Consider the following 26,497-nt stretch of genomic DNA (forward strand, 5'->3'; position numbering starts at 1 on the left):
ACGTATAACCGCAGGGATATATGTTCGTCAAGTGGAAGATTGGAGCGACAGGAATATCGGTGAGATGGACGGCAAAGCCAACATAGTTCCTTCGGCGCTGGACGCGATCGCCTTCACCCGTTGACAGCGGCTTCGTCCAACCGGACGAACAGACTGTTCATCTTGGCCAAATCAGCTATTATAGGTAAGGGCCTGCCGCAACGTAGTTTGCTCAATCCATGGCCTCTTCCGCTCAGGCGACCGTCGATACCCCGCCCCCAGCCCTTCGGCGGTCGTCAGCTATTTCCTGTTCACGCAGACGCATTCGCGCGGCGCCGGCTCCGGTTTTTCAGCGGACGTGGGTGCGGCCAATTTCCTGCGCCACCAGTTCCTGCAATTGCCACAGATTGCGGTCGCGGATACCGCAGGCGTCGAGATGGCGGATCGTCTCGAACAGATACTCAGCGCCCGAGCCCCAATGGCCGACGGCTCTGGCCAACGTCGCCGCGACCGCCTGCTTGTCGAGCTTGCCGGCATAGCGCGGATTGGCGGAATCGACCACGAAACCCAGCGCCAGGCACGGCCCGCCTTCGGTGCTGACCCGCAGCCAGCGCGGCACGTTGACGGCGGGCAGGATGGTCATTTCGCGGCGCAGCAGCGCCTCCAGATTGGCGGCAACAGGTTCGGCGATCTCGAACACCATGCCCTGGCACTGGCCGCCGCGGTCGAGCGCCATCATCAGGCCTGGCTGATCGAGCGTGCCGCGAAAGCGCTGCACCGTGAAGCAGAACGACCGGTGCCAGCCTCGCGCCACCGCATGCTCGCCACCCCGCACCTCCCCCGCCGGTTTCCACAGCAGCGAGCCATAGGCGAACAGTTTCGGCGGCCCGGGCGGTGCCGAGGCCATGATCTCGTCACGAAAACGCGCATAGTCCTGGTCGGTCATATAGACCATGCCCGGCGTCGGCCCGGCATCCTCGACCGCGCGCAAGGTGCGCGCCACCAGCGCCTCGGTCAGCGCCATCGGCGCTTTGCGCGGCGGTGCGGCGGAAATGGCCTTGCTCATCCTTGCGCTCCCAGCCTTGCCGCCATCTTGCCGAAGGCTGGGAGATTCTCAAGAGGCCTCCTTGCGACCGGCGCCAAATCCGCCGGCTAGAGCATGATGCCGAAAAAGTGTGAAGCGGTTTTCGGACGACATCATGCTCTATCCATTTGATTCAGAGGCGTGCGCGGCCCGCGCCCGGCAGCTCTGTTCTAGTGCTTGGTGCCCTTGCCGCCGATGGGGATGCGCTTTGCCTTGTTCTGCGCCTTCTCGGATTTCGGCAAGCTCACGGACAGTACGCCGTTGCGGAAATCGGCGGCGATCTTGTCCTCCGCGACTTCGAAGCCGATCGGGATACGACGTTCGAAGCGGCCATAGAACCGCTCGGAGAACTGACGCTCCTTGTCCTCGGTTTCGGCGTGTTTTTCGCCGCGCAACGTCAGGACGCCGTCATCGAGCAGCACTTCGACGTCCTTCTCCTCCATGCCAGGTATCTCGGCGGTCACGCGGAGCTCCTTGTCCGTTTCGGAGATTTCCACGCTGGGCCAACCGGTGCCGGCCAAAGAGAACCTGCCCATGGAAGGAAGCCGCGAATCGAAGCCCCGGAACATGTCGTCGACTAGGCGGCTCATTTCGCGATGCAGACCCATGAACGGGTCCCGGTCGCCTTCGCGAAAGCGGGTCGCGGATTGGCTGGTGTCGCGGCTCCATGGCATGAGATCACGAATGGTCATTGCATTTTCTCCTTTTCTTGATCCTGTTTCTGGCACGCTTGCATACCCTGGCTGCCATGCTCCGGGGACAATGCGCCGTCTGACGCAGGCATCGCTGCCGACCCCGTTTGCGCTCGCTGTTTTCGCTCTGCTTTGGTCCGATCCGCTCCACCTTTGGGACCGCCCTTGCCCGGTCGCGGCCGGTCGCGCGTCTCGCGAGACGTCATCGCCTCCGGCACATGATGCCCGAGTCCGAACGGTCACCCGACGCGCCGCCATGAAGCGCCGACACACGTTCCGGAACGGCCCCGTCTGAGCCGGCATGGTCGATCTGGGCTTCGTTGCGGCGGGGTCAAGACCTGGTAATGCAATGTGATCGGCGCGATTGTTCGAAATGGAGCGGGACTAAAAATCAAAGCTCCACGCCGCATTTGGATAGACATCTTTGCCAGACCCAGTCTCTAACTCACGACACCGGCCGGCTGGTCGCCCGCGTCACGACACGGCGGTCGTCATGGAACGAGATCGCTCCCGGAACGTTTCATCGGGTTGGGAGGAAGCCATGAACGATGCGCCGGCAACGCCCGTCGGCAGGACGCTTTCGCCAGGCGAACTGGTCACCGTGATGTCCCATTTCCATCGCGCCGAGATCGCACGCATGGCCGGCTGGCGCGACCGCCTCGACCGCACCAGCAATTGGGCGATCACCGTTGTCGCGGCGATGCTGTCGGTGTCGCTGTCGACGGCCAGCGCCCATCACGGCGTGCTTTTGTTCGCCATGCTGCTGGTGCTGCTTTTGTTGTGGATCGAGGCGCGCCGCTACCGCTTCTTCGATGTCTACCGCGCCCGCGTGCGCCAGTTCGAGCGCCATTACTTCGCGCAGATCTTCTCGCCGCAGCCCGACTTCGCCTCGGACTGGCTGCTGGTCGTCGGCGAGAGCCTGCGGACGCCAAAGTTCCTGGTTTCGCAACGCGTGGCGCTGGCGCGCCGTTTGCGCCGCAACTACCTCTACATGATGCTGATCCTGCTGCTCGCCTGGATCCTGAAACTGTCGACCCCGAGCCTGATCGACCAGGCCGCGCCGGCCGGCTTTGCCGGCACGTTGCGCGAGGCCGTCGGCGCCGCGGCGCTCGGTCCCATTCCGGGCGCGGCCATCGTCGCCGTGGTTGCGTTCCTCTATGCCGGCCTGCTGGCCGCCGCCTTCCTGACGACGGGCGACGACGGCGAACTCTCCATCGGCGACGTCCACGTCTGAGCCCGGCGCCCCTGAGCTCTGCGTCTGGCATCGACATCCGGCGGCAGGCGGCTGCAACGCAAATGCCAGCCGCGCGTTGTGATGGTCAGTCCGTCGCGGCGTCTTGAGGGAATCCATGAACCGTCAACCGGCAACGAGGTCGCACGGCGCTGCGGTCGCTCTTGCGCTGGCCATTCTCGTCCTGGCACCGGCAAGCCACGCGCTGGCCGCGCGGCCGGCCGGTCACGCCTCGGGAATGGGCGGCTCGGCGGAAGGGCTGTTCGTCGCCGAGATCGTCCTCCTGCTTCTGGTTGGTCGTGGCCTTGGGGAAATCTTCCAGCGCTACCGCCAGCCGGCGATCATGGGCCAGCTGATCGGCGGCATCCTGCTCGGGCCGTCGCTGTTCGGCTGGCTCTGGCCCGACGCGCAGCATCTGATCTTTTCCACCGACCCCGCGCAGAAAAGCATGATCGATGCCGTCTCGCAGCTCGGCATTCTGCTGCTCCTCCTGCTCACCGGCATGGAGACGGACCTGCGCCTCGTGCGGCGGGTGGGCGCCGCCTGTTTTTCGATCTCGATCACCGGCGTCGTCCTGCCCTTTGGCTGTGGCTTCGCGCTGGCGCAGGTGCTGCCGGCTTCCCTTCTGCCCGAGCCGGCCGAGCGCGTCGTCGCCGGACTGTTCCTCGGCACGGCGCTGTCGATCTCCTCGGTCAAGATCGTCGCCATGGTGGTGCGCGAAATGAACTTCATGCGCCGCAATCTTGGCCAGATCATCGTCTCCTCCGCCATCATCGAGGACACGATCGGCTGGCTGATCATCGCCGTCACCTTCGGCATCGCCACCAATGGCAGCCTGCAGGTGCTGCCACTGGTGCTGACCGTGGCGGAAGTGGCGCTGTTCATGCTGTTCTCCTTCACCATCGGCCGCCGCCTGGTGTTCACGCTGATCCGCTGGAGCAACGATAGTTTCCGCAGCGAATACGCAGTCATATCGGTCATCCTCATCATCATGGGGGTGATGGCGCTGATCACCAACCTGATCGGCGTGCACACCGTGCTCGGCGCCTTCGTCGCCGGCATACTGGTCGGGGAATCGCCGATCCTGTCCGACCACATCGAGGGCCAGTTGCGCGGCGTCATCACGGCGTTGTTCATGCCGGTGTTCTTCGGCATGGCCGGCCTGTCCGCCGACCTCACCGTGCTTGCCGACCCGACGCTGGCGCTGCTGACACTGGCGCTGGTGCTGATCGCCAGCATCGGCAAATTCTCGGGCGCCTTCCTCGGCGGCCGGCTGGCCGGCATGTCGCTGAAGGAGTCGATCGCCGTCGGCAGCGCCATGAACGCGCGCGGCTCGACCGAGGTCATCGTCGCCTCGATCGGCCTGTCGATGAACATCCTCTCCCACAATCTGTTCACCATGATCGTCACCATGGCCGTCATCACCACGCTGGCCATGCCGCCAATGCTGCGCTGGGCGCTCGGCCGGCTGCCGGTCGGCAATGCCGAGAAGCAGCGCGTCGACCGTGAACTGCTCGACGAGCGCGGCTTCGTCTCCAAGCTGGAGCGGTTGCTGCTGCTCGTCGACGACAGCCCGGTCGGCAAGTTCACCGCCTATCTCGCCGGCCTGGTCGGCGGCGGCAGCGGCATGCCGACCACGCTGCTCCACCTCGAGGGCGGGGAACTGCCCGGCCCTGCCCGCGACAAAGGTTCCGAGCGGGCCTCGCGGCAGGTCAAGAAGGGGGCGGCCAGAAGCGCCAGGGCTGTTCGCAAGGCCGAGGATACGCCCGTCGACAAGGTCCACCTGACAGCCCGAACCGAGCTCGAGGCCACCACTGAGACGATCGCCGCGGAAGCCCGCAAGGGCTACGGCCTGCTGCTGGTCGGGCTGGACAACGCGCTGACCGACAAAGGCACCTTCAGCGGCACGCTGAACGATATCACCAGCGGCTTCGACGGCCCGCTCTGCCTGGTGCTGAACGGCGCCAAATCCAGCGGCAGGATGCCGTTGCTGCGCACCAGTGCGACCATTCTGGTTCCCGTCAACGGCACCGAGGTCGCGCGGCGCGCGGCCGAGTTCGCGCTCGCCCTGGCGCGGCCGCACCGCGCCCGCGTGAAAGCCCTCTATGTCTCGCAGGCCCGCAAGGGCAGCCCGCCAAGCTCGGTTTCGCACCGCCGCGAGGAGGCCGTGCTGAAGGATGTCGCCGATCTCGCCGATCGTTATGGCGTCGCCGTCGAAACCGCGATCAGGACGCGCGCCACGCCCGACAGGGCGATCGCCAGGGAGGTGGCCAAGGGCGCCGCAATGGTGGTGATGGGCGTCACGCAGCGGCCGGGCGAAGAGCTGTTCTTCGGCGACACGGCGACCGCGGTGCTGGCCGCCGTCGCCTGCCCGGTCGTGCTTCTGGCCACCGATCGCATCAGGCGAACGGAGGCCGGCGCCGAGGAGGCGACAGCCGGGACCGGCGTGTGATGCCCCACAGTGCTACAGGCCGAAGAACTGCCGCCCGATCATGTAGCCCAGTGCCGCCACGATCAGCGGGAACAGCGACGGCGCGACCTTGCCGAAGAAGGAGACGCTTGTGTCCTTGGGCGGCACATAGCGTCCATTGCCGAGATTCTTGGTCATTGCGTACCCCGAACCGATAATTAGCGGATGCTTATTGACGCATGGCCGCATTAACGGATTGCAAAGAAATTCGATCGAATAGCCGACCATTCCATGCGACCCACAGCCATTTGTCGCCAATCTCGGCGCAAGCCGCGCGGGCTACAGACAAGGCGCCCGGGCTTCGGCTAGAGTTCCGCCAGACGCCAGACTAAGGGGAACATCGAGATGAGCGAAGCCAGTCCAACGCCGGCCGGGCAGCCGAGACAACTCGCCGAGATCGCCAGCTACCACGCCCATATCTACCATGACGGGCAGGCCGAGCGGCGGCATGCCGAATGGCTGCGCCAGCGTATCGCCGAACGTTTCCGCGTGCGCCTCGGCAACTGGCACGACGGACCGGTCGGCCCGCACGGGCAGGCCATGTACCAGGTCTCCTTCGCCACCGGGATTTTCGCCACGCTGGTCCCCTGGCTGATGCTGAACCACCAGGGCCTGAGCATCCTCATCCACCCCAACACCACCAACCCCAAGCGCGACCATCTGGTCGACCCGATCTGGATCGGCCGGGCGTTGGAAGTGCATGGCGAGGTTCTGGGCGAGGAGCATGAAGCGGAAGAGGCGCTGGAGGTGAATACGGAGCCGACGCTGGAGGCGTGAGGGGCGCTTATGCCCGCGAGTGCAGCTCAGCTTTGCCGCCCAACCGGTTTTCAAGGCGTTCGCACGATAATCGAAGCAGGCTCCGGTTGCGCTAAAATCGGCAAGGCGGGCGGGGCAAACAAGTGCCCTCGCCCGCCCACCGTGAGTTACACCAGTTCGGCCAGGGCTGCTGCTTCGAAGCCGTTCAGCGAATCGTACTTGCCGCCCTCGACCTTTGCCACCCAGTGAGGGTCGCTCAGAATGGCCCGACCCACGGCGATCAGATCAAACTCGTCGCGCTCCATCCGCTCAATGAGGCGGTCCAGGCTTGCGGGGGTCGATCCCTCGCCGGCAAAGGCGGTGGCGAAGTCTTTTTCGAGACCGACCGATCCGACGCTGATCGTCGCGGCGCCGGTCACCTTCTTGGCCCAGCCCGCGAAGTTGAGGCCGTTCTCGCCATCGATCTCGGGGAATTCCGGCTCCCAGAAGCGACGCTGCGAGCAGTGCACGATGTCGACGCCGGCTTCCACCATCGGCAGCAGCCAGTCCTCCATGATCGCCGGCGTTTCCGCGAGCTTCACGGCGAGGTCCTGCTGCTTCCACTGGCTGAACCGCATGATGATCGGGAAATCAGGGCCGACCGCCGCGCGGACGGCGGCGACGATCTCCCCGGCGAAGCGCGACCGTTCCTTGATCGTCGGGCCGTTGTAGCGGTCGGTGCGCAGGTTGGTGCCCGTCCAGAAGAACTGGTCGACCAGGTAGCCGTGCGCGCCGTGGAGCTCGACCGTATCGAAGCCGAGCCGCTTGGCGTCGGCGGCCGCCTTAGCGAAGGCCGCCACGGTATCGGCGATGTCCTCTTCGGTCATCGCGACGCCGCGCGGTTGATCCGGCGCGATCAGCCCGGACGGACTCTCGACCGGCGCGTTTGGCTCCCAGCCGTTGAGATAACGGGTGGAACCGGTATGCCAGAGCTGCGGCGCCATGCGGCCGCCGGCCTGGTGGACGGCGTCGATGATGTCCTTCCACCCCGCCAGCGCCGCCTCGCCGTGGAAAAGGGGAATGCCGCCATCGTTGCGCGATGCCGGACGATCGACGACGGTTCCTTCGGACAGGATCAGCCCAACCTGTCCTTCCGCCCGACGCCGGTAATAGGCCACATTCGCCTCGCCGGGTACGCCGTCGGGAGCGAAGAGCCGTGTCATCGGTGCCATGACGATGCGGTTCTTCAGTTTGAGCGACCCGATGGCGAAGGGACGGAACAGGGTACTGGTATCTGCGTGGGACATTAATCGAAACTCCGTTGTGATCGATGCCGCACAGGTATATTACGTAGACCTGACGTCAATTAGGCACTTTAAGTCGCTCTGGTTTATCGAAGGAAACCGCAATGCCCAATCTGGACCCGAAATGCTTCTCGTCGGACTGTCCGAGCCGCGTGCTGTTCGATCAGATCGCCGACAAGTGGTCGATGATGGTGCTGACCGTGCTGGAGGACGGACCGCACCGGTTCAACGGGATCCGGCGCCGCCTGGAGGGCGTAACCCAAAAGGCGCTCACGCAGTGCCTCCGTCGCCTTGAGCGCAACGGCCTGATCTCTCGGCAAGTGTTGTCGCTGTCGCCCGTGGCGGTGCAGTATCGGATCACGCCACTTGGCCACACATTGCATGAGCCGTTTCGGGCACTCTATCAGTGGACGCTTGCGAACTTGGCCGAGGTCGATGCCGCTCGTCAGCTCTTCGACGCGTCCGCCGGCGGAATGACGCCGATTGACGCTTCGCGGCTCAAATCGGCCGCTTGACCCGGCGACAATCCGGTCCCGTATCTTGCCAGGGCAGGCGATATCCTGAGCCCTACCAGCGCTACTCCAGGTGCCTGATTGACGCCAAGTCTATGATGTATACTGGTGAGCACGGTGGAGTTGCTACCGCTCGTCGCCCGGCCGCGTCATTGGCTTGACGCTGGGCGCGGGCGGGGCACGGCCCATCGGCGATGCCGTGATCGACGTCCGACCCATTGTCGCCCGCGAGCCGACATCGAACAATTTGAAAGGAACAACATGAAGATCGGTATCATCGGCGCGGGCAATATCGGTACAACGCTCGCGCGGAAGCTTTCGGCGAACGGCCACACGATCAAGCTCGCCGCGACCAGGACCCCCGACAGGCTGCGCGAACTCGCCAAGAAGGTTGGCGCGGAACCCGTCACCCCGACCGAAGCGGTGAAAGACGTCAACGTCATCGTCGTGTCCATCCCGTTTGGGAAGAACCCCGAGCTGGCCGAGCTGTTCGCCGACGTGCCGGCGAACGGGGTCGTCATCGACACCTCGAACTACTATCCTGTACGCGATGGCAACATTGCCGAAGTGGACAATGGCAAGCCCGAGAGCGTCTGGTCGAGCGCCCAGTTCGGCCGCCCGGTGGTGAAGGCTTTCAACGCCATTCTGGCTGGCGTGCTGGCGGACGCGGGAAAACCGCGCGGCGCGGCCGACCGGATCGCAATTCCCGTTGCCGGCGATGACGCGGCCGCCAAGGCCGTTGCGCGGCGACTGGTGGACGAAACCGGATTCGATGCGGTCGACGCGGGAAGCCTTGCCGACTCATGGCGCCAGCAGCCGGGCACGCCGGCCTATTGCACGTCACTGCCGGCGGGCGACCTGCGCGACGCGCTGGCGGCAGCGGACAAGGCCCGAGCACCGCGCAACCTCAGCGATCTCATGGCCAGGCTCGGCGCCTACACCACCTTCCCCAGCACCGAGGACATGACCGCGCTGAACCGGGAGCTTAACAAGGGGAGGTAGGTGGGGCGCGAGGACGGTGAGGCGGAAGTTGGGGCTTAGGGGGAATTCAATGGGCGTGTAGCCTGCCGAAAGATCGGCTGATGAGGGGTCGCTCCTTGGACGGTTTTCAAACTAGCTTGCCGAAATCACCATCAAATTGGACGGCGACAGATTCCGTTCTAATAAAATCGCGTATCTTCTCTCTGGTATTAGCAGAGCTATTTGCTACCATCACATCAAGAATCCCTCCCACTCTGGAGTAATGATCAATCATTTTTTGTTCATCAGAAAAAATTTCTATTATATCGTTGCAAATCAACTCCTGACGCGACTTCTTCAGGGAAAATATTTCTTGGCCACCCGTCAATTTCTTTCCCAGAGCCGAAAGGACATAATACTTATATATTCCCCACGAACTAGGAACTCGCTTATTCCTAATTGCAAAATCGGTGCGATACGCAGCAAACGCTGCCGCATGATACGGGACAACCAGATGAGTATCTTGAAAAATCTTACTGGAGAACTCTCTACGTATCCCACGATAGTCACGCGCTGAACGATGCGGTTGGAACAAAAACATCGCCGAAATCGCTTTCACCAAATCGCTTGGCCGGCATATCCTCGTTCTTTCAATTGCTTCGTTTCTATATTGGTTCTCCCGGCGCTCAATAAAGATACGCAAATCACCCAACTGCTCTCTGCAATATTCCTCAAGATCTTTCATGAACGGAGTTAGAGCCCAAAACTGATCGTCCTTTACCTCATTTTGCTTATTAGTTCCCACAATTATGCTAGAGATAAAATTGGCATCCTTGCTTCCGATAAGTCTAAATGGAACAAAAACGCCAACAGCATCATAACCAGCTTGAAACAATATGTTGCTCGTCTGGCATCCATTAACGATTTGGTAATCATCCAGATCAAAGGTATCGCCTTTTCTGGTGATCTCCTTTGCCACGACTGTCACTCCATTGTTCTTGAAGATAAAAGATTCCTGATTTCCTTCCTTAAGTTCTTGCAAGATGCCCTTGTTGATCGACGAATTCGGATTGAAATCTCTGATATTGTCGAAGAAGACCGCACGGTTAATTCGGCGGTCAGATTCGTCGCTCTGCGATATGGTTGCCAATTGAACGAGCTGTTCCGCTGAAACAAGGCCTAAAAAAGCCTGCTCAACAGACGGATGCTCAGGGAGCGTAATTGGCTTGATTATGTCAATCTTCTCCGAAATCGAGTTAGTCGCAGAACGATATCCGGCCTGTATGTCTTTTGCACCAAGAATAGAGATTTCAACTTCGTCAAATAGATTTAAATCAAGTAAACGGGTTTTGTTTGTATCAATTAACTGCCTTAGCTGCTTACTTACTTCGCCCGGTCCGGTTGTAACGAAAAATAGGTGCAAAATTGGATTTCTCTTGAGGGCCGCCCCATAAACCGCTTCTTTTGCCGACATCAAATCGGAGAGCTTCTCCGTTGGGTGAACGAAGTCCCCGATAAAAAATGAGTGAGAACCGTCAAAAAACTTAGATAGGTCGCCATAATCGAGCTTTTCGCTAGTTTTCGATTGAAATAAATTGAATTCGACCGAATGATTTTTTCCCGAACTAAGGGCACCATTTACCTCATCAGAAGTTTGGCAGAGTTCACCCTGAACCATTATAGCAATGCCATCTAGTCCGAACTCCTCTCCTCCGAGATGTGCGGAGAAAGGATCAATGTTCTCTGTTAGTATGCCATTCGCGGTAGAAAAAATTGAAAACACCTCGAAAAGAGCGTTCTCCGACAAACCTGTTGATGGATTAGCCTTTTCAAACGCTTTCAACTGTGCCTTTACGACCGGATTCAAGTGCCACCCCCGCTTGCGATTTCTGCAGAACTGCAAGAGTCTAGAGTGCATCCACTGGTGAAATCAACCGTCCGTGTGTACGGCGAACAGGAATCTTCCTCGTTGGCACGAATGATGGCAAGAAACTTGTCGATGCGATTTCGCTAGGATAGCGCTGAGACGGGGGGATATTGAGTTATGGCAAAAAGTCCAGTGCGAAGAAAGAGAGAGCGACCACTTGTTATTAAGCCTCCATCCACAGAGTTTGGCGCCATGGCGTTGGCACCGCCAGATTTTGGCGCGTCTACCGCACCGGAAGCACAAAGCCCATAGTGAAGTGCTTTCCCAATCCCAGCAAGCTTTTAGGGGCTTCAGGATTGCAACTGGAGCTTGGAACTCTTCGCGCCATTGTAGAGGGATGGAATGAAAAGCATCGGCTGGCTCGTGTCCATTGAAGTCCTAACCCTGGATCGCCTATAGCAGCCACAACGCCCAATCTGTTATGGAATATCAATAACTTACCCTGTTCGTGGGCAGGCGTCGAATGAACCAATCACCCCCCAGCCAGCCGAGGCAGCAGAAAAATCTCCGCCCCCTTCGGCAGTTCCTTCGACCACGTATCCCGGTAAATCGTCCCGTCGATCGCCACGGCTATGCCGCGGTCGATCCATGGCTCCAGGCCGGGATACTGTTCAGCCAGTTTCCTGAACAGCTCCCTTATGTCCTTGGCCTCGACCTCGACCTTGCTCTTGCCTCCGGCGACCTGGCCAAGCGCGCCCCAGAGGGTGACTTCGACCATCGCCGCTTGCCCCTCCCCTAGCCTTCCCGTTCCGCCTCGATCGCCGCCAGGATGCGGGGCGGCGACATCGGGATGTGGGTCATGCGCACGCCGGCCGCGTTCGAGACCGCGTTGGCGATCGCCGCCAGCGGCGGCACGATCGAGGTTTCGCCGACGCCGCGCACGCCATAGGGGTGGTTGGGGTTGGGGATTTCCAGGATCTGCGTGTCGATCATCGGCAGGTCGGAGCAGACCGGGATGCGGTAGTCGAGGAAGCCGGCGTTCTGCAGCCGCCCGTCCTTGCCGTAAATATACTCCTCGTTGAGCGCCCAGCCGATGCCTTGCGCCGCACCGCCCTGGTACTGGCCCTCGACATAGGTCGGGTGCACCGCCTTGCCGGCATCCTGCACCACCGTGTAGCGGATCACCCTGGTCGAACCCGTCTCGGGGTCGACCTCGACGTCGCATATATGGGTGGCGAAGGAGACGCCGGCGCCGTCGGCGACGAGTTCGCTATGGCCGGCGATCGGCCCGCCGGTGGTGCCGGATTTGGCCGCGATCTCCTTCAGCGACAGCTTGCCGAGATTGCCGTGCTTCTCGCCCTTGGCGACCGCGTGGCCCTGTTCCCAGACGACGTCGTCGACGGAGATATCCCACATCTGCGCCGCGCGCTCGCGCAGGATCTTGATCGCGTTGCGAGCGGCCGAGATCGTCGCCATGGACGACGAGAACGTGCCGCGGCTGCCGTCGGTCATGTCGTTATAGCCGAGGCTCGACGTATCGGCGACGATGGCCTTCAGCTGGCTGTAGTCGATGCCGAGCTCCTCCGCCGCCACCAGCGACAGCGAGGCGCGGGAGCCGCCGACATCGACCGTGCCGACGGCGAGCGACACCGAGCCGTCCATGCCGATGTTCAGGTCGACGCAGGTCTGGCCGCCGAAATTGAACCAGAAGCCGCAGGCCATGCCGCGCCCCTGGTTCTCCTTGAGCGGCGCCTTCATGTGCGGATGGACTTTCACCGCTTCCAGCGTCGGGCCGATGCCGATCGGGCCGTAGACCGGGCCGTAGGAGGATCGCGTGCCCTCCTGCGCGGCGTTCTTGATGCGGAACTCGACCGGATCCATGCCGAGCTCCTTGGCCAGCTCGTCGACGGTGCTTTCCACCGCGAAGGCCGCCATCGGTGCCGACGGCGCGCGATAGGCGGCGGTCTTGGGCCGGTTGACCAGCACTTCGAAGCCGACGGTCTTGACGTTGTCGAGACGATAGCAGGCAAACGCCGTCATGGCGCCGATCTCGGCCCATGAACCGGCATAGGGACCGGCGGAATAGCGCAGCGTCGCTTCGGCGGCCGTGATGGTGCCGTCCTTGCGGGCGCCGATCTTGACGTCGATCGAGGTGGCGCTGGTCGGACCCGAGGCGCGGAACACCTCGTCGCGGGTCATCACCAGCTTCACCGGGCGTCCGGCCTTGCGCGACAGTGCGAGCGCCACCGGCTCGGCCCAGACATGGGTCTTGCCGCCGAAACCGCCGCCGATCTCCGAGGAGGTGACGCGCAGCTTCGAGGCTTCCATGCCGAGCAACTGTGCGCAGTGCTGGCGGTAGACGAAATGCCCTTGCGTGCAGACCCACAGGTCCGCCGTGCCGTCGGACGAGACGCTCGCCACGCAGGCATGCGGCTCGATATAGCCCTGATGCGTCTGCTCGGTCTTGAACGAGCGCTCGACGATGAAATCGGCGTGGCCGAAACCTTGATGGACGTCGCCATGGCCGAACTGCGAGCGCTTGGTGACGTTGGACGGCTTGACCGGCTTTTCCTCCAGCCCCTCGGTGAAGATCGTGTCGTTGATCAAGGGCGCGTGGTGCTGCATCGCCTCGTCGACATCCGTGACATGCGGCAGCACCTCGTAGTCGACCTCGATCAGCTTCAGCGCTTTTTTCGCCGTGTGGGCATCGATCGCCGCGACCGCTGCCACCGCATGGCCGTCATAGAGCGCCTTGGTGCGCGCCATGCAATTGTCGAGGATGTCGTACATGGCGGCATCGCCATCGGTGAGATCAGGCAGGTCGGCGGCGGTGATCACCGCCTTCACGCCGGGAAGCGCTTCCGCCTTCGAGGTGTCGATCTTCCTGATCTTCGCGTGTGCGTGCGGGCTGCGCAGCACGCGGCCGACCAGCTGGCCGGCCATGTTGAAGTCGGCGCCATAGCGGGCGCGGCCGGTCACCTTGTCGACACCGTCGGGACGGATCGGACGCGTGCCGACGGAAGCGAATTTACGCCCTGAAAAACGCGGATCGAAATTCATCTTCAGGCTCCCTTCATCACATGTGCGGCGTCCTGGACGGCGCGCACGATCTTGTCATAGCCGGTGCAGCGGCAGAGGTTGCCGGCGAGGCCGAAGCGGATTTCCTCCTCGGTCGGGTCGGGATTCTTGGCCAACAGGTCCTTGGCCGCGATCAGGAAGCCCGGCGTGCAGATGCCGCATTGCAGCGCCGCGTGCTCCAAAAACTTCTGCTGCAGCGGGTGCAGCTTGTCGCCATGCGCCATGCCCTCGACGGTCTCGATGCGGCGGCCTTCCGCTTCCGCGCCGAGCACCAGGCACGAACACACCAGCCGGTCGTCGATGATGACGCTGCAGGCGCCGCAGTCGCCCGTGCCGCAGCCTTCCTTGGCGCCGGTCAGCCCGAGCCGGTCGCGCAGCACGTCGAGCAGGGTCTCGTCGGGCTGGCAGAGATACTCGATCGTGTCGCCGTTGATCGTGGTTGAAACCGCTACGCCAGCCATCATTTGCCTCCTGCACGTGCATAGGCGGTCTGTGCGGCCCGCCTGGCCAGCACGCCCGCAACCTTGCGCCTGAATTCGATTGTGCCTCTCTTGTCGTCGATCGGCCGGCAGGCCCCGGCGCAGACCTTGGCCAGCCGCTCCAGCGCTGCTTCGTCGAGCTTGCGGCCGACCAGGGCCTCGGCCCCTTCTTCCACCAGAAGCACGGTCGGCGCGGCGGCGCCGATCGCCACGCGGGCCGCCGTCACGACGCCAGCCTCGTCCAGCGTCAGGTTCACGCCGGCGCTGACCACGGCGATGTCCATCTCGGTGCGCGGAATGAACCTGAGATACGCATCGGCCGAACGCGCGGCGCGCTTGCCGAGCAGAATCGCCTCGATGATCTCGCCCTTGGCGAGCGAGGTCCGGCCCGGCGCGGTCGGCACGGTCTCGACGGCAATGGTGCGCTTACCCGAAGGACCAACAACCACCGCCTTCGCGCCCGCCGCCACCAGCGCCGGCACGCTGTCGGCCGCCGGCGAGGCATTGCAGAGGTTGCCAACGATGGTGCAGCGTCCCTGCACCTGCTTGGAGCCGATCAGCTTCGCCGCCTCGACAACGCCTGGCCACGCCTTCTTCAGCGCGGCGTTCTCGCCCAGCACGGCGCAAGGCACGGCGGCACCGATGCTGAAGCCGTCGGCGGTTTCCCTGATGTCGCGCAAGCCGGCGATCGACTTGATGTCGATGATCAGTTCGGGTTCGACAAAGCCGCCCTTCATCCTCACCAGCAGGTCACTGCCCCCGGCAAGGATGGCGGCCGGACCGGCCGATCCGGCCAGTTGGCCTACGGCGTCTTCGATTGAAAGCGGACGTATGTAGCGCATCGTCTCCCCTTGGTATCGCGATTTCAGCGACCGTTATAAACAATCGTCTCATAATGACCATCCGTTTCCCGGGCCGAGGCGATTGGGCCAGGTGCGGCAAAATGCGGTCCACCTGAACGGAAGTCCGCCAAGGGAAGCATAGGTGCAGGGCCGCATTAAGGCTTGACCGGATGATGCCGCGCGTCAATCCTTCGCTCCAAGGGAGGAGTTTCCATGCGACGTCTCTTGGCTGTGCTTTGCGCCATGCTGCTGGCCTCGCCGGCTGGCGCCGCGACGCTCTATTACGGCTCCAGGGTCGGAATGGAGCTTACCATCGTCAAAAAGGCGGGCATCGGCTCCACGCACGCCAGCATCCTGGCCAGACACGACAGGCGGAAGGCGCGCGTCTACTGCCGCGAATATGCCCACGACTTCACCGAGGCGTGCATCGACGCGGAGATGACGGTGCCCCTGCATTTCGAAATCACCGCCAACTGCAAGACCGGCGAGTTCACCACCTTCTATGGCGCCAAGATGCTGTTCCAGGGCCGCAACAAGGGCACCGACGTGACGACCGATTACCGGATCACCGCCGTCGACGAGAACGTGGTGCTCGATGGCTCCGGCGCCTCGGGCTACGACTATACGCTCGACCAGTTCAAGGCGCTCTGCCCCAACCGCGTGAGATAGCGGGCGCGAACGTTTCTGGCCCGCCGAAGCCCGGACCTTGGACCGTGGCAGGCACGGCCGTTTATCGCTAGCACAGGACCGCAGTGGAGGCGAAAAAGCATGACCCTGACCAATCGCGACATCGTCGAACTGACCGGGTGGCGGCGCAAGCTGCACCGGCAGCCGGAAATCTCGAACGAGGAGGAAAAGACGGCGAAAGAGGTCGTCGCCTTCCTCGCCGACACCGGGCCGGACAAGGTGCTGACCGGCCTCGGCGGCCACGGCGTCGCTGCCATCTACGACAGCGGCAAAAACGGACCGACCGTCCTGTTTCGTTCCGAACTCGACGCGCTGCCGATCGAGGAACTGTCCGGCGTGCCGCATGCTTCGCAAGTGCCGGGCAAGTCGCATATGTGCGGCCATGATGGACACACCGCCATCCTGGCTTCGCTTGGCCGCCAGTTCGGCCGGGAGCGGCCGGCCAGCGGCCGCGTCGTGCTGATGTTCCAGCCGGCGGAGGAAACCGGCAATGGCGCGGCCGGCGTCGTCGCCGATCCGCGCTTCGGCGAGATCGCGCCCGATTTCGCCTTCTCGCTGCACAATCTGCCCGGCGTGCCGTTCGGCGAGGTCAGGCTCAAACCCGGCGTGGTCAACTGCGCCTCGCGCGGCATGCGCATCGTGCTGGAGGGCAAGACCGCGCATTCCTCCATGCCCGAGACCGGAACCTCGCCCATGCTCGCGATCAGCGAGCTGATGCCGGCTCTGCCCGCGCTCGGCCGCGCAACCTTCGCCGACGATGATTTCTCCATGGTCACCGTTACGCATGCGCGGATGGGCGAAGCCGTGTTCGGCATCGCCCCCGCCCATGCCGAGGTCTGGGCGACGCTGCGCACCCGCCGCGACGAGCGCATGGCCGATCTCTGCGCCGCCACTGAGGCGCTGGTCAAGCAGATCGCCGGCCGCCACGGCCTCTCCGCCAGCTGGGATTATCACGAGATCTTCGTCGCCAGCGTCAACGCGCCGGACGCGGTCGAGCATCTGCGGCGCGCCCTCGACGAAGAGAGCGTCGCGCATGGCGAGGAAGCCCTGCCGATGCGCGCCTCGGAAGATTTCGGCCTGTTCGGCCACAGCGCCTCGTCGGCGATGTTCTTCCTCGGTGCCGGCGAACGCCACCCGGCGCTGCACAATCCCGACTATGACTTTCCCGACGACCTGATCCCGATCGGTTCGAAGATCTTCATGCGCACGGCACGCAACCTTCTCGGCTGATTTCAGCGGAACCCGGCCAGCACCGTCGCCAGCACCGCCACGCCCTGTCGCAAGGCCTCGGCCTGAAGCCCGGCATAGCCCAGGATGAACCCCGCCAGGGCCGGCTGCGGCCCGGCCGGGTCGTAGAGCGGCAACACCGGATGGAGGCCGATCCCGGCGGCGTGCGCGGCCGTGACGATCGCCGCAACGCGGTCGGCGCCGACGCCGTTCACCCAGATGACGAGATGCAGCCCGGTATCGGCGCCCTCGATGGTGACCGACGGGCCGAGATTGTCCGCCAGCGCCTTCAGCAGCAGCGCCCTTCGTTCGGCGTTCTTCCTGCGGATGGCGCGCACGTGGCCCTCATAGGCGCCGCCGGCCAGCATGTCGGCCAGCGCCTCCTGCTCCAGCAGCGGAGAGTGCCGGTCCGTCAGCCGCTTGGCGGCGCTGAAAGCCACGCGCAGGCCGGCGGGCACGACGAGATAGCCGAGCCGCAGCGTCGGCGACAGCGTCTTGGACAGCGTGCCGGCATAGATGACCATGTCCGCGTCCAGCGTCTGCAGCGGCGGAATGGGTGCGATGTCGTAGCGGTATTCGCCGTCGTAATCGTCTTCGATGATGTAGGCGCCTTCCCGCGCGGCCCAGGCCAGGAGCGCGCGCCGGCGCGTCGCCGACAGGATGCCGCCGAGCGGAAACTGGTGCGAGGGCGTCACATAAGCGAGCCGAGCCGGCGGCAGCGCGTCCGTCCTCAGCCCGTCGCGGTCGACGGCGACGGGCGAGGCAACTCCGCCCGCCGCCGCGAAGGCCTGGCGGGCAAGCAGGTAGCCGGGGTTCTCGATGACGAAACGGTCGCCGGCGTCGAGCAGCAGCCGGGCGCAGAGGTCGAGGCCCTGCTGCGAGCCGTTCACGATCACGATCCGGTCCGGCGTGCAGCTGATGCCGCGGGCCCGCCGGAGATAGCCTTGCAGCGCGGCGCGCAGAGCGGCCGACCCCTGGGGATCGCCATAGGCCAGCCGCGCGCCGCGCCGCACGCTGGCCCTGTTCATGGCGCGCCGCCAGGCCAGCACCGGAAAGTCGGCGCCCGACAGGTCGCCATAGCGGAAGTCCGCGACCCGCGCCGGCTGCGCGAGGTTTGGCGCCGGCAGGGCAAGCAGGCGTTGCGCGAAGGCCGAGAGGTGCCGGGGCACGGCCGCCATGGCGGGCTTGGGCGCCGCCGCGGCCCCCAGCCCCTGCGCCACTTCAGCGCGCGCCCCCGCCCGCGAGGTCAGGTACCCCTCGGCGATGAGCTGGCCGTAGGCCGCCGTCACGGTCGTGCGCGACGCGCCCCATTCGGCGGCGAAGACCCGCGTCGACGGCAAACGGTCGCCCGGCTGATAGGCGCCGCTGTGGATCTGTTCCTTGATCGCGGCGATGATGCGGCGCGCGGTTCCGTCGCCAGTCAACTGGACCACCTCAACTGGACCATCCAAACTCTTTAAAACTGGATATTCCAACAGGCCAGATTGTGTGGCATCTTCCCCTGCAATGCAAGGAGTTCGAAAATGTACACGCCGCCCGCCTTCCGCGATGACGACAAGGACAGCATCCTGGCTACGATCCGCGCCGCGCGGCTGGCCAACTTCGTCACCGCCACGGCGGACGGGCCGCTCGCCACCCCCCTGCCCCTCTTTCTCGACGAGACCGAGGGCGAGCATGGCGTCATCCATGGCCATATGGCCAGGGCCAACCCGCAGTGGCATGTTCCTGCGATTGGCGACGGGCTCGCCATCTTCATGGGGCCGAACGCCTATGTGACGCCGGCCTGGTACGCCACCAAGCAGGAAACCGGCAAGGTCGTGCCGACCTGGAACTACGCTGCGGTCCACGCCTATGGGCCGGTCGAGTTCTTCGACGATGCGGACAGGCTCCTGGAGGTCGTCACCCGGCTGACGAACCTGCATGAGGGCGCGCGCGCCGCGCCCTGGGCGGTGTCGGACGCGCCGCCCGACTTCATCCAGTCGCAGCTTCGCGGCATTGTCGGCCTGCGCATGCCGGTCGTCAGGCTCGAAGGCAAGCGCAAGATGAGCCAGAACCGCAACGCCGCCGACCGCGCCGGCGTGGTCGCCGGGCTGGCCGCCAGCGAGCGGCCGTCCGACCGCGAGGTCTCCGCCCTGATCCCGTCGTGAAGGCACGACGCCTCGCCTGATCCGGCGGCCCGCGTCAAGCGTCGATCCGGCCCGCGACCTATCGGCGTCCACCGCCGCCGCTGGAGTATCCGGCTTCCCTTGCCAGCACCAGTTCCGCGTCGTCGAGAACGTAGCTGGTATAACGGTAGTCGCGAATGAAGCTGATCCGGCCGTCGCGCCATTCCAGCCACATGAAATGATGCGGCTTCGGGGCGGCCCGGTCCTCGAACACCGCGATCACCTCGCGGCCCTCGACCCATGCCGGCCGGAGCCACAAGCCGTCGCTCTTGGCATAGATCGTGAAGAACATGCCGACGTCGGCGGCGCCCGCGCGCGGCGGGTGCATGGACTGGTGGAGCTTCACATCATCGGCGAGCAGCGCGCGCAAGCCGTCCCAGTCGCGTTGGTTGAACAGATTGACGTAGCGCACGGTGGCCGCCGATGCGATGCGTGCATCGGGAAGCGGCTTGGCCTCGGCGTTGATCCGCCGAAGCCGGGCGCGGCCGCGCGCCAGATGCGCCTTCACCGCATCGACCGTGACGCCAAGCAAAGCGGCGATGTCGGCCAACGGTTCGTCGAGCACATCCTTGAGGATGATGACGCTGCGTTGCGGCACCGGAAGCTCCGCGAAGCGCGACACGGCGGTTTGCACGGCTTGCCTGCGCATCAGCATCTCCGCCGGGTCGGCCTCGTCGGCAATCTCAAGCGCCGCCTCGATGGGCTCCGCAGCGCGGATCGCGCGGCTGCGCAAAAGATCCAGCGCACGATTGTGGGCGATCCGGAACAGCCAGGGCCGGAGCTGCGGCACCTCGCGCAATTCGTCGAGCGCAACGAAGGCGCGCGCGAACGTGTCCTGCACGACATCCTCGCCGTCGATCACCGAGCCCATCAGCCGCGAGCAATAGCGGTGCAGCTCCGGCCGCAAGGCCGCCGCAAGGGCAAGCAGCCCTTCCTGCCGGTCGCGCTCCACGGGTCGCTTTCCGTCGCTCAAGGACCCTCCATGATCGTTACGCCCGCGTCGCCGCTGAGGCCGAAGACGACGCCCTCGGCATATTGCGGGTCTTCCAGCACGGAAACCACCCTGTCGCCGAACGCCCGGGGCGGCATCGGCGCGCCGAAACGGGTGACGAATTGTTCCGGCGTGATGCCCATCGAGCCGGCATAGGCGCCGGCGCCCGCATCGCCGATCCCGGTACCGAGGATCATCTGGCGGGGCAGGATCGCCTGAAAGCGTATGCCGAGGCCCTTCTCCTGCGCCACGCCATTGGCGTATTTGGCCATGAACCAGAGCATCCGCTTGGAGCCACCATAGCCGCCCGACATCTGCGACCCGGTGACGGCGGCACCGCTCGACCCGACCAACACCCGGCTGCCCGGCTTGAGCGGCAGGTTCAGCGCCGCCTGCAGCCAGTAGAGCCCGGCCTTGACGTCGGTCTCCCAGGTGACGGAGAAATCCTCCCACTTCAATTCGTCCAATCGCCCCATCCGGGGCGTGGCACCGGCGTTCAGCACCACTATGTCTGGGCGGACCTCGCCAAGGATGCGATAGGCCGCGTCCTCGTCCGTGACATCGGCCGCGATGGTGGCGACCCCAAGCCGCGCACCGACCGCATCCAGCGCCTCGGCGCCCCGCGCGACAACGGTCACGCTGGCCCCTTGCTCGACCAGCGCTTCGACCAGTCCGAGGCCAAGCCCCCGGCTGCCGCCGGTGACCACGATATTCCTGTCCCTGAGGCTCATTGGATCCTGCTCCAGTGTTTCACTGTAGCTAAGACGTTTGAGGGTCGGGAAAAGAGTCACGCGATTGGGCGTCAGCCGCGACCAGGTCGACAGTCCGCGCCGCCGCCCTATGGACCTTGACGAAAATTGGTGCGCCTGTTTGAGACACTGGAGCGTGATCGGGACATGTGCTCCCATGGGAGGTGACGAAGTGGTGGGGAAGCCGTGAAGCGCATCTTTCGATTGTTTGCCGTGGTAATCATGGCGTCCGCGGTGAGCGGTTGCACCAGCATTTCCTACTACGCGCAATCGTTGGAGGGTCATGTCCGGATCATGGCCGCACGCGAAGACGTCGGAAAACTGATCAAGGCCCCTTCTACCCCTCAGGCATTGCGCACCAGATTGACGTCGGCGAGCGCCATAAGGCGGTTCGCGACGGACGAGCTGGCACTGCCCGAAAACAGCAGTTACCACAGCTATGTCGACATCCACCGGGATGCTGTGACCTGGGCCGTTTTTGCCGCCCCGCAATTCTCGCTCACGCCAAAGACGTGGTGCTTTCCGGTTTTCGGCTGCGTTCCGTACCGGGGCTACTTCGATCGCAAATCCGCAGCCGAAAGCGCTGTCGCACTTCATGGACGGGGGCTGGACGTCTATGTCAGCGGCGTCACCGCATATTCCACACTGGGCTGGTCCAGCGACCCGCTGCTCAGCACCATGCTGCGTCAGGACGACACCTATCTGGCGAGCCTCATCTTTCATGAACTGGCGCATCAGCGCCTCTATGTGAACGGCGATTCCGCATTCAACGAGGCCTTCGCGGTTGCCGTCGAAACCACCGGCACGAGAAAATGGCTCCGTGCGGCCGGCGATCGCGCCGGATTGCGCCGCTACGAAGCCGATCGCAAGCGCAGCGCCGATTTTGTCGCACTGGTGTCGAAAACGCGCGACGAGTTGCGGCAGGTCTATGAAAGCTCCCGTGCCCCGGATGAGATGGCGGCCGCCAAGGCCGCCACGCTCGACAGGCTTCGGATGCGCTATCGGCAAATGCGCGACAAACGATGGGCCGGATACCGGGGATACGACGCCTGGTTCAATTCCCCGATCAACAACGCAAAGCTCGCCGCGACCGCCGTCTACGGCGAACAGGTTCCAGCATTTCTTCGCCTGTTCGACCTGTGCTCCGGCGATTATCCGAGGTTCTATGCATCCGTTCGAAGGATCGCGAATTTGCCCGAACCGGCTCGTGCCGAAGCGCTCAAGGCCGCGAGGTCGTGTGATTGACTTGAATAACCACGGGTTTTTTTGGCGTGCTCCGATCTCAGCCCGGAGCCGCGAGCGGATGGCTCTGGAGCAATTCCAGGAAAAGTGCGTAGCGGTTTTCCCGGGAAAAGCGCGTAGCTCTTTCCCTATGGAATTGCGTAAAAACAAAGAGTTAGAGCGGTTCGGCGATTCTATCAAACGCTGAACCGCTCTAAGTCTGGCTCGCCAAGAGTGACGTTCCGATGTCTGCGTCGAGCGCAAAACGCTGGCAATGCTCGCCGTCGGACTCATCGATGAAGCTCTCGATATGTTTGAAGCCGAGCTTCGCCAATATCCGCAGCGACGCGACATTGCGCGTCACCGCCTCGGCCGTCACCTGTTCCAGAGCCAGGGTTTCAAAAGCATAGCGAACGACTTCGCGCGCGGCCTCGCTGCCCAGTCCCTGCCCCCAATGCGCACGCGCCAGCACAAATCCCAATGCGGCCGCCTTGGCGTCGGTTGCGAAGGACAGGGTTATCGTCCCGATCACTTCCGATGCCCGGTCTATGGACCACTGGATCGCCTTGCCGTCGGCGAAGCGCTGACGCGAAAGCGCGAGCCATCGCGCGCCCGCGCTTATGTCGTCGGGAACGGGATCGCCGGCAAGGGAGGCGGATTCGACATCGGTGGCGCGCGCAAACCATGCCGGGATATCGCGTTCGCTCGGCGCCCGTAGAACGAGCCTTGGTGTGGTGAGCCTGGGAACTGCTTTCATCGGAGGCATTTTCGACCCGGGGCGGCGCCAAATGCAACGGCGATGGCAGAAGCGGCGGCTGAGCGCCAAGGGCAACACTTAAACGAGGTAACTTGGTGTGGCCGCCATGGCAAAACCGATGGTGTTTGGCAAGTCGTAGTGTCGAACGGGCTTGGTCAAAAAGTCGGACGCTCCCGCCTTTATCGCCCATACGCACATGGTGACGTCTGCGTAGCCGCTGATGAAAACGATCGGAAGCCTAACGTCGGGAAATGCCCAGCGCATCGGCCTTGTCGGTTACGGTGGCGAGACGAACAGGATACAATGCTATTTGGCAGCAGCTGGTCGAGGAAAGCCTCACCGTCATGAAACCGATGAACGAAGAGCATCTTGCGGTTCTGCGCAGGCACATGGTCGAGATGATTGCGATCCATGCCGACCTTGCAAGCGAAGAACTCGGCAAGGCAACGCTCGATGAGCGGGTGATGGCATCGATGCAGCGGGTCCCGCGACATCTCTTCGTGCCCTCTGCGGTCGCGCCCTATGCCTACCAGGACATGCCGCTGCCGATCGGCTTCGATAAGACTGTGTCGCAGCCCTTCATGGTCGCTCTGATGACCGATCTCCTTACTCCCCAAGCGCACGAAACGGTGCTCGAGATCGGGACTGGCCTGGGCTATCAATCCGCCATCCTCGCTGAACTCGCAGGACAAGTTTGGAGCGTCGAAATCATCGAGGAATTCGCGAGCCATGCCGAGGCTCTGCTGCAGGGCCTTGGCTTCTCGAATGTCGCCGTTCGTGTCGGAGACGGGTCTCGCGGCTGGCCCGAGCACGCCCCATTCGACAAGATCCTGGTTAGCGGAGCAGCTGAGCGGACGCCGCCGGCTTTACTGAATCAGCTCAAGCCAGGGGGACGCCTTGTTCTGCCTTTGGCCTCTGAAGAAGTACAGTTTCTGACTGTCATCGACAAGGATGCTGCTGGGCAACTCGAGACTCGGAAACTCATCCCGGTTCGGTTCAGCCGGCTTGAAACCATCTAACGAGGTGCGCACCGTCAGCCGGGTGCCGGCAGCTCCGCACTCTTCTCGTCGCAATCCTCCGACTGTCAAACTCGATCCTCGTAGAACTCAATGGGGAGACCGTCGGGGTCTGCCACGAAGGTAAACGAACGTCCTGTGTGAGGGTCTATGCGGACCGGCTCAACGTCGACGCCTCTTGCCCGAAGCAACCGGGCCCACAGCAATTGACAAGCCAGGACTCCCCGAAAAGGCCGCTGCCGAAAAGCGGCGAGTTTTTTTCACGGTTGGCAACAGCCCGACGAAAGGCAAGTTCGGGCGAACGCAGCCGTTGTCCCTTCGCTGCTGGCCATGCGGGCAGCTTGGCCGGCCCGCGCCTGTCGACGGAATCTTCCGTCCTGGGAGCCAGGGATGATCGGCATTAAAGCATAATCAGGGGTCTGATCGGCTGGCAAGATGTGGGGCGGCGATATGGATGACGGTCACTGGGACGAAGGTTGGCAGCGGCGCAGGATTCGGAGCAACCCCTCCTCCGCCCGTTGACCCAACCGGCCGATATCCTCATCACCAACGACCCGATGAAGCCTCCTCGGAATCAACGCGCAACAAATGCGCTGACTGGGTTCTGCCGCGTTTGTCGAGTTGGATAGCTCAGCCGACGGCCTTTTGCCAAAGTACCGAAAAATTGACATAAATTAGTAATCACTAATACAGAATACACTGCTATTTTATGTGACCGTAGAACATGTGCTGAGAGTTCGAGCCGGGTACATCCGGTTCGACCTCAACAAGGGGTGCAGATTGCGAAGGCACGCAGCTGTTGCTGGACGCAAGCCGAACGGCGGCGCCGCAGAGGATTGGGGCTCACTCGGGGCATTGGTTGCGTGCTGTGCTTCAGGCCCTATCTGTCCAGGTGCCAATGATGGCCGATGGTAAGCGGACTCATACTGAACCGGAGACGAGTTCTTGGACCGGCCGCAACAGGCGTCTCGACCCATCGCGCCTGCCGGAGACTGTGAGCTATACCACGCGCGACGACTATGGCGACGTGACCTTCACGCTCAACCAGCGTGGTGTGGTGGTCCGCCGCACGCAGGATTTAAGCAGCGTGCCGGCAATCATTGCCCTTCCCGCCAAGACTTTCCGCGGCGTGGCCGCCTGCGCGATGGAAGATCCGGATGGAAAGTTCACAGCGGAGCTCAAGCTTCTGCACAACGATCCGATGCTGATGGTGCCGCTGCTGGTGTCCGACGACCTCGAACTTGTTGCCGCCGACTGGCGTGCCTGGGCCGAGGCCTACCGACTGCCTATGATTCTGCTTGGCGCCGACGGCATTGCCCGAACGCTTGAGGAAACGCTCGGTCCCAACGTCAACGCGCTCTCACCCCAGCAACCGCAACATGGGCCGCGTCTCGACCAAGCGCCCAGGCTTTCCAAGGCTGGCCTGATGAACAAACTGACGTCACTGGTGTAATCCAAATTACGGCAATCAGGATTACGCTAGTCCAGGCGACCAAAGTAAGGACGGCTATGCGGCCGCGAAAAGCACTAAGGCCGGGACAAGCCACTGGAAAGAAACCGCTTTCGGAGCGCCAAGATTCCGATCGACTCCCATGGAGTGTCCAGGAAGCGTGGCCATGCAAAGGCTCATACGAACCGCGACGCTCTGGCGAAGGTATCGGCCGTTGCCGCTGTCCGCAACGCTGCATCCAATTCTGCGCGGCTCTATCCGAACGGCGGGACAAACCAGGATTCAGCATCAGTTCACCGCCGACGGGAGCACATCCGCACGTTGATCCGGCTCGCTAATGACGACCTCGTCCTGGGACTACGCGAGAGTGTTTTCAAAGCCGACGATGTGTTGAATTGGCAGGGTCCAGCCGGACCAAGCGCCTCACCCGAGATCGTTTGATAGATCAGCCGTCAGATGTGTCCGGTCCCTGTTGACGATGCCTGACAGCTGGTTTGAAGCCGTCGACGCCTCTTTCGTCAAAAGTCCGCTGTACTGGACCGCTATCTGCGCAAAAGCCTGGATCGCATGGTTGTTGGTAGCATCTGGTGAGGCGGGAGGGATGTGACTGCCGGACCCTGGCCGCCAATGCAGGGCACCTGAGCCTCGCGCTGCTTAAGGTCACGTCGGCGGCTGGACGAGCTGCGGCAGGACTTCGGTTCAGGCTGGGTCTCCGCGCCCTTTGGTGCCTCGAATGGAGGCGGCGAATGGCGTTCACCGTTATTTGGTATGGAAGACAGGGCATCATCGACAAGGTGATCTTTGACGCCGAAAAGGTGGGAAAACCCAATCGCTATGTTTCAGACCCGAAGGGGTGACGAGGGGATCATTTGCGTTGAAGTTCGCAAGGACAATGGAACTGTCGTCTTCAGCCATGCTGAAAATTAGGACGTAGTGACGATTTAACGGGTTGGGATTCCCAAGGAAGCGCAAATCAGATTCAACGCTGATTTTTGGAGGTC

The 26,497-nt window shown here is 63.1% G+C and carries 23 protein-coding genes and 1 pseudogene; 11 read left to right on the plus strand and 13 right to left on the minus strand.

Translation table 11 applies throughout. The features are described 5' to 3' along the window. Positions 1–328: 328 nt before the first annotated feature. Positions 329–1,045, minus strand: coding sequence for a gamma-glutamylcyclotransferase (locus LB536_RS22410; RefSeq protein ID WP_224596397.1), 717 nt, complete (start codon positions 1,043–1,045; stop codon positions 329–331). Positions 1,046–1,233: 188 nt separating this feature from the next. Further along, entirely contained in the window at positions 1,234–1,755 is a 522-nt protein-coding gene (locus LB536_RS22415; protein WP_224596400.1) for an Hsp20/alpha crystallin family protein, read from the minus strand. A gap of 541 nt (positions 1,756–2,296) precedes the next feature. Here LB536_RS22415 and LB536_RS22420 point away from each other — a divergent pair. Both LB536_RS22420 and LB536_RS22425 read left to right on the plus strand, forming a co-directional pair. After that, the gene (locus tag LB536_RS22420; RefSeq protein WP_224596402.1) at positions 2,297–2,989 is read left to right on the plus strand and encodes a DUF2270 domain-containing protein; all 693 of its coding nucleotides are present in this window, start codon (positions 2,297–2,299) and stop codon (positions 2,987–2,989) included. Between the two features lie 235 nt (positions 2,990–3,224). Next, entirely contained in the window at positions 3,225–5,438 is a 2,214-nt protein-coding gene (locus tag LB536_RS22425; protein WP_224596462.1) for a cation:proton antiporter, read from the plus strand. A gap of 12 nt (positions 5,439–5,450) precedes the next feature. Here the strand turns inward: LB536_RS22425 and LB536_RS22430 are convergent, their stop codons facing one another. Next, positions 5,451–5,594, minus strand: coding sequence for a hypothetical protein (locus LB536_RS22430; RefSeq protein ID WP_224596405.1), 144 nt, complete (start codon positions 5,592–5,594; stop codon positions 5,451–5,453). Positions 5,595–5,801: 207 nt separating this feature from the next. Here LB536_RS22430 and LB536_RS22435 point away from each other — a divergent pair, with 207 nt between their 5' ends. Further along, positions 5,802–6,233, plus strand: coding sequence for a DOPA 4,5-dioxygenase family protein (locus tag LB536_RS22435; protein ID WP_224596408.1), 432 nt, complete (start codon positions 5,802–5,804; stop codon positions 6,231–6,233). A gap of 146 nt (positions 6,234–6,379) precedes the next feature. Here the strand turns inward: LB536_RS22435 and LB536_RS22440 are convergent, their stop codons facing one another. Then, positions 6,380–7,498: an NADH:flavin oxidoreductase gene (locus LB536_RS22440; RefSeq protein WP_224596411.1), complete on the minus strand. Its 1,119-nt coding sequence runs from the start codon at positions 7,496–7,498 to the stop codon at positions 6,380–6,382. A gap of 101 nt (positions 7,499–7,599) precedes the next feature. Between LB536_RS22440 and LB536_RS22445 the strand changes: the two genes are divergently transcribed. Further along, positions 7,600–8,010 (plus strand): winged helix-turn-helix transcriptional regulator, encoded by a 411-nt coding sequence (locus tag LB536_RS22445; protein ID WP_224596413.1) that lies wholly within the window; start codon positions 7,600–7,602, stop codon positions 8,008–8,010. A 114-nt stretch (positions 8,011–8,124) separates the two neighbouring features. Next, entirely contained in the window at positions 8,125–9,009 is an 885-nt protein-coding gene (locus tag LB536_RS22450) for an NADPH-dependent F420 reductase (protein ID WP_224596465.1), read from the plus strand. A 106-nt stretch (positions 9,010–9,115) separates the two neighbouring features. On the opposite strand, the gene LB536_RS22455 is transcribed toward LB536_RS22450, so the two are convergent. The 5 genes from LB536_RS22455 to LB536_RS22475 form a co-directional block, all read right to left on the minus strand. Then, positions 9,116–10,834: an AIPR family protein gene (locus LB536_RS22455; RefSeq protein WP_224596416.1), complete on the minus strand. Its 1,719-nt coding sequence runs from the start codon at positions 10,832–10,834 to the stop codon at positions 9,116–9,118. 532 nt (positions 10,835–11,366) lie between these two features. After that, positions 11,367–11,612, minus strand: coding sequence for a MoaD/ThiS family protein (locus tag LB536_RS22460; protein WP_224596418.1), 246 nt, complete (start codon positions 11,610–11,612; stop codon positions 11,367–11,369). A 17-nt stretch (positions 11,613–11,629) separates the two neighbouring features. After that, positions 11,630–13,894: a xanthine dehydrogenase family protein molybdopterin-binding subunit gene (locus LB536_RS22465; RefSeq protein ID WP_224596420.1), complete on the minus strand. Its 2,265-nt coding sequence runs from the start codon at positions 13,892–13,894 to the stop codon at positions 11,630–11,632. Positions 13,895–13,896: 2 nt separating this feature from the next. After that, entirely contained in the window at positions 13,897–14,373 is a 477-nt protein-coding gene (locus tag LB536_RS22470) for a (2Fe-2S)-binding protein (protein ID WP_224596422.1), read from the minus strand. After that, the gene (locus LB536_RS22475; protein WP_224596424.1) at positions 14,373–15,233 is read right to left on the minus strand and encodes an FAD binding domain-containing protein; all 861 of its coding nucleotides are present in this window, start codon (positions 15,231–15,233) and stop codon (positions 14,373–14,375) included. The genes LB536_RS22470 and LB536_RS22475 overlap by 1 nt, the downstream gene beginning before the upstream one ends. A 213-nt stretch (positions 15,234–15,446) precedes the next feature. Between LB536_RS22475 and LB536_RS22480 the strand changes: the two genes are divergently transcribed. Both LB536_RS22480 and LB536_RS22485 read left to right on the plus strand, forming a co-directional pair. Then, complete coding sequence (locus tag LB536_RS22480) at positions 15,447–15,902, plus strand: hypothetical protein (RefSeq protein ID WP_224596427.1); 456 nt, start codon at positions 15,447–15,449, stop codon at positions 15,900–15,902. Positions 15,903–16,001: 99 nt separating this feature from the next. Beyond that, positions 16,002–17,150: an amidohydrolase gene (locus LB536_RS22485; RefSeq protein WP_224596429.1), complete on the plus strand. Its 1,149-nt coding sequence runs from the start codon at positions 16,002–16,004 to the stop codon at positions 17,148–17,150. Positions 17,151–17,152: 2 nt separating this feature from the next. Here LB536_RS22485 and LB536_RS22490 read toward each other — a convergent pair whose 3' ends face one another. Beyond that, positions 17,153–18,598 carry a PLP-dependent aminotransferase family protein gene (locus LB536_RS22490; protein ID WP_224596433.1) on the minus strand — a complete coding sequence of 482 codons (1,446 nt, stop codon included), beginning with the start codon at positions 18,596–18,598 and terminating at the stop codon, positions 17,153–17,155. A gap of 72 nt (positions 18,599–18,670) precedes the next feature. Between LB536_RS22490 and LB536_RS22495 the strand changes: the two genes are divergently transcribed. After that, entirely contained in the window at positions 18,671–19,294 is a 624-nt protein-coding gene (locus LB536_RS22495) for an FMN-binding negative transcriptional regulator (RefSeq protein ID WP_224596436.1), read from the plus strand. A 58-nt stretch (positions 19,295–19,352) separates the two neighbouring features. On the opposite strand, the gene LB536_RS22500 is transcribed toward LB536_RS22495, so the two are convergent. Both LB536_RS22500 and LB536_RS22505 read right to left on the minus strand, forming a co-directional pair. Continuing rightward, complete coding sequence (locus tag LB536_RS22500) at positions 19,353–20,285, minus strand: sigma-70 family RNA polymerase sigma factor (protein ID WP_140811419.1); 933 nt, start codon at positions 20,283–20,285, stop codon at positions 19,353–19,355. After that, positions 20,282–21,034 (minus strand): SDR family NAD(P)-dependent oxidoreductase, encoded by a 753-nt coding sequence (locus LB536_RS22505; protein ID WP_224596439.1) that lies wholly within the window; start codon positions 21,032–21,034, stop codon positions 20,282–20,284. The genes LB536_RS22500 and LB536_RS22505 overlap by 4 nt, the downstream gene beginning before the upstream one ends. 204 nt (positions 21,035–21,238) lie before the next feature. On the opposite strand from LB536_RS22505, the gene LB536_RS22510 reads away from it, so the two are divergent. Then, entirely contained in the window at positions 21,239–22,297 is a 1,059-nt protein-coding gene (locus LB536_RS22510) for an aminopeptidase (protein ID WP_411966566.1), read from the plus strand. Between the two features lie 190 nt (positions 22,298–22,487). On the opposite strand, the gene LB536_RS22515 is transcribed toward LB536_RS22510, so the two are convergent. After that, positions 22,488–23,099 (minus strand): GNAT family N-acetyltransferase, encoded by a 612-nt coding sequence (locus LB536_RS22515; RefSeq protein ID WP_224596442.1) that lies wholly within the window; start codon positions 23,097–23,099, stop codon positions 22,488–22,490. A 275-nt stretch (positions 23,100–23,374) separates the two neighbouring features. Between LB536_RS22515 and LB536_RS22520 the strand changes: the two genes are divergently transcribed. Continuing rightward, complete coding sequence (locus tag LB536_RS22520; protein WP_140763862.1) at positions 23,375–24,049, plus strand: protein-L-isoaspartate(D-aspartate) O-methyltransferase; 675 nt, start codon at positions 23,375–23,377, stop codon at positions 24,047–24,049. Positions 24,050–24,947: 898 nt separating this feature from the next. Beyond that, positions 24,948–25,458, plus strand: a pseudogene (locus tag LB536_RS22525) (DUF6101 family protein); the annotation flags it as partial. Positions 25,459–26,497: the final 1,039 nt, after the last annotated feature.

Origin of the sequence: Mesorhizobium sp. ES1-3 (genome assembly GCF_020164795.1) — a bacterium.
Lineage (GTDB): Bacteria > Pseudomonadota > Alphaproteobacteria > Rhizobiales > Rhizobiaceae > Mesorhizobium.

What these genes read in the sequence shown, in the direction of transcription:
- LB536_RS22520 (WP_140763862.1), top strand. Translation starts at nt 23,375, where the DNA reads ATGAAACCGATGAACGAAGAGCATCTTGCGGTTCTGCGCAGGCACATG.
- LB536_RS22480 (WP_224596427.1), top strand. Translation starts at nt 15,447, where the DNA reads ATGCGACGTCTCTTGGCTGTGCTTTGCGCCATGCTGCTGGCCTCGCCG.
- LB536_RS22420 (WP_224596402.1), top strand. Translation starts at nt 2,297, where the DNA reads ATGAACGATGCGCCGGCAACGCCCGTCGGCAGGACGCTTTCGCCAGGC.
- LB536_RS22505 (WP_224596439.1), bottom strand. Translation starts at nt 21,034, where the DNA reads ATGAGCCTCAGGGACAGGAATATCGTGGTCACCGGCGGCAGCCGGGGG.
- LB536_RS22440 (WP_224596411.1), bottom strand. Translation starts at nt 7,498, where the DNA reads ATGTCCCACGCAGATACCAGTACCCTGTTCCGTCCCTTCGCCATCGGG.
- LB536_RS22425 (WP_224596462.1), top strand. Translation starts at nt 3,225, where the DNA reads ATGGGCGGCTCGGCGGAAGGGCTGTTCGTCGCCGAGATCGTCCTCCTG.
- LB536_RS22435 (WP_224596408.1), top strand. Translation starts at nt 5,802, where the DNA reads ATGAGCGAAGCCAGTCCAACGCCGGCCGGGCAGCCGAGACAACTCGCC.
- LB536_RS22485 (WP_224596429.1), top strand. Translation starts at nt 16,002, where the DNA reads ATGACCCTGACCAATCGCGACATCGTCGAACTGACCGGGTGGCGGCGC.
- LB536_RS22445 (WP_224596413.1), top strand. Translation starts at nt 7,600, where the DNA reads ATGCCCAATCTGGACCCGAAATGCTTCTCGTCGGACTGTCCGAGCCGC.
- LB536_RS22415 (WP_224596400.1), bottom strand. Translation starts at nt 1,755, where the DNA reads ATGACCATTCGTGATCTCATGCCATGGAGCCGCGACACCAGCCAATCC.
- LB536_RS22465 (WP_224596420.1), bottom strand. Translation starts at nt 13,894, where the DNA reads ATGAATTTCGATCCGCGTTTTTCAGGGCGTAAATTCGCTTCCGTCGGC.
- LB536_RS22410 (WP_224596397.1), bottom strand. Translation starts at nt 1,045, where the DNA reads ATGAGCAAGGCCATTTCCGCCGCACCGCCGCGCAAAGCGCCGATGGCG.
- LB536_RS22430 (WP_224596405.1), bottom strand. Translation starts at nt 5,594, where the DNA reads ATGACCAAGAATCTCGGCAATGGACGCTATGTGCCGCCCAAGGACACA.
- LB536_RS22475 (WP_224596424.1), bottom strand. Translation starts at nt 15,233, where the DNA reads ATGCGCTACATACGTCCGCTTTCAATCGAAGACGCCGTAGGCCAACTG.
- LB536_RS22460 (WP_224596418.1), bottom strand. Translation starts at nt 11,612, where the DNA reads ATGGTCGAAGTCACCCTCTGGGGCGCGCTTGGCCAGGTCGCCGGAGGC.
- LB536_RS22495 (WP_224596436.1), top strand. Translation starts at nt 18,671, where the DNA reads ATGTACACGCCGCCCGCCTTCCGCGATGACGACAAGGACAGCATCCTG.
- LB536_RS22470 (WP_224596422.1), bottom strand. Translation starts at nt 14,373, where the DNA reads ATGGCTGGCGTAGCGGTTTCAACCACGATCAACGGCGACACGATCGAG.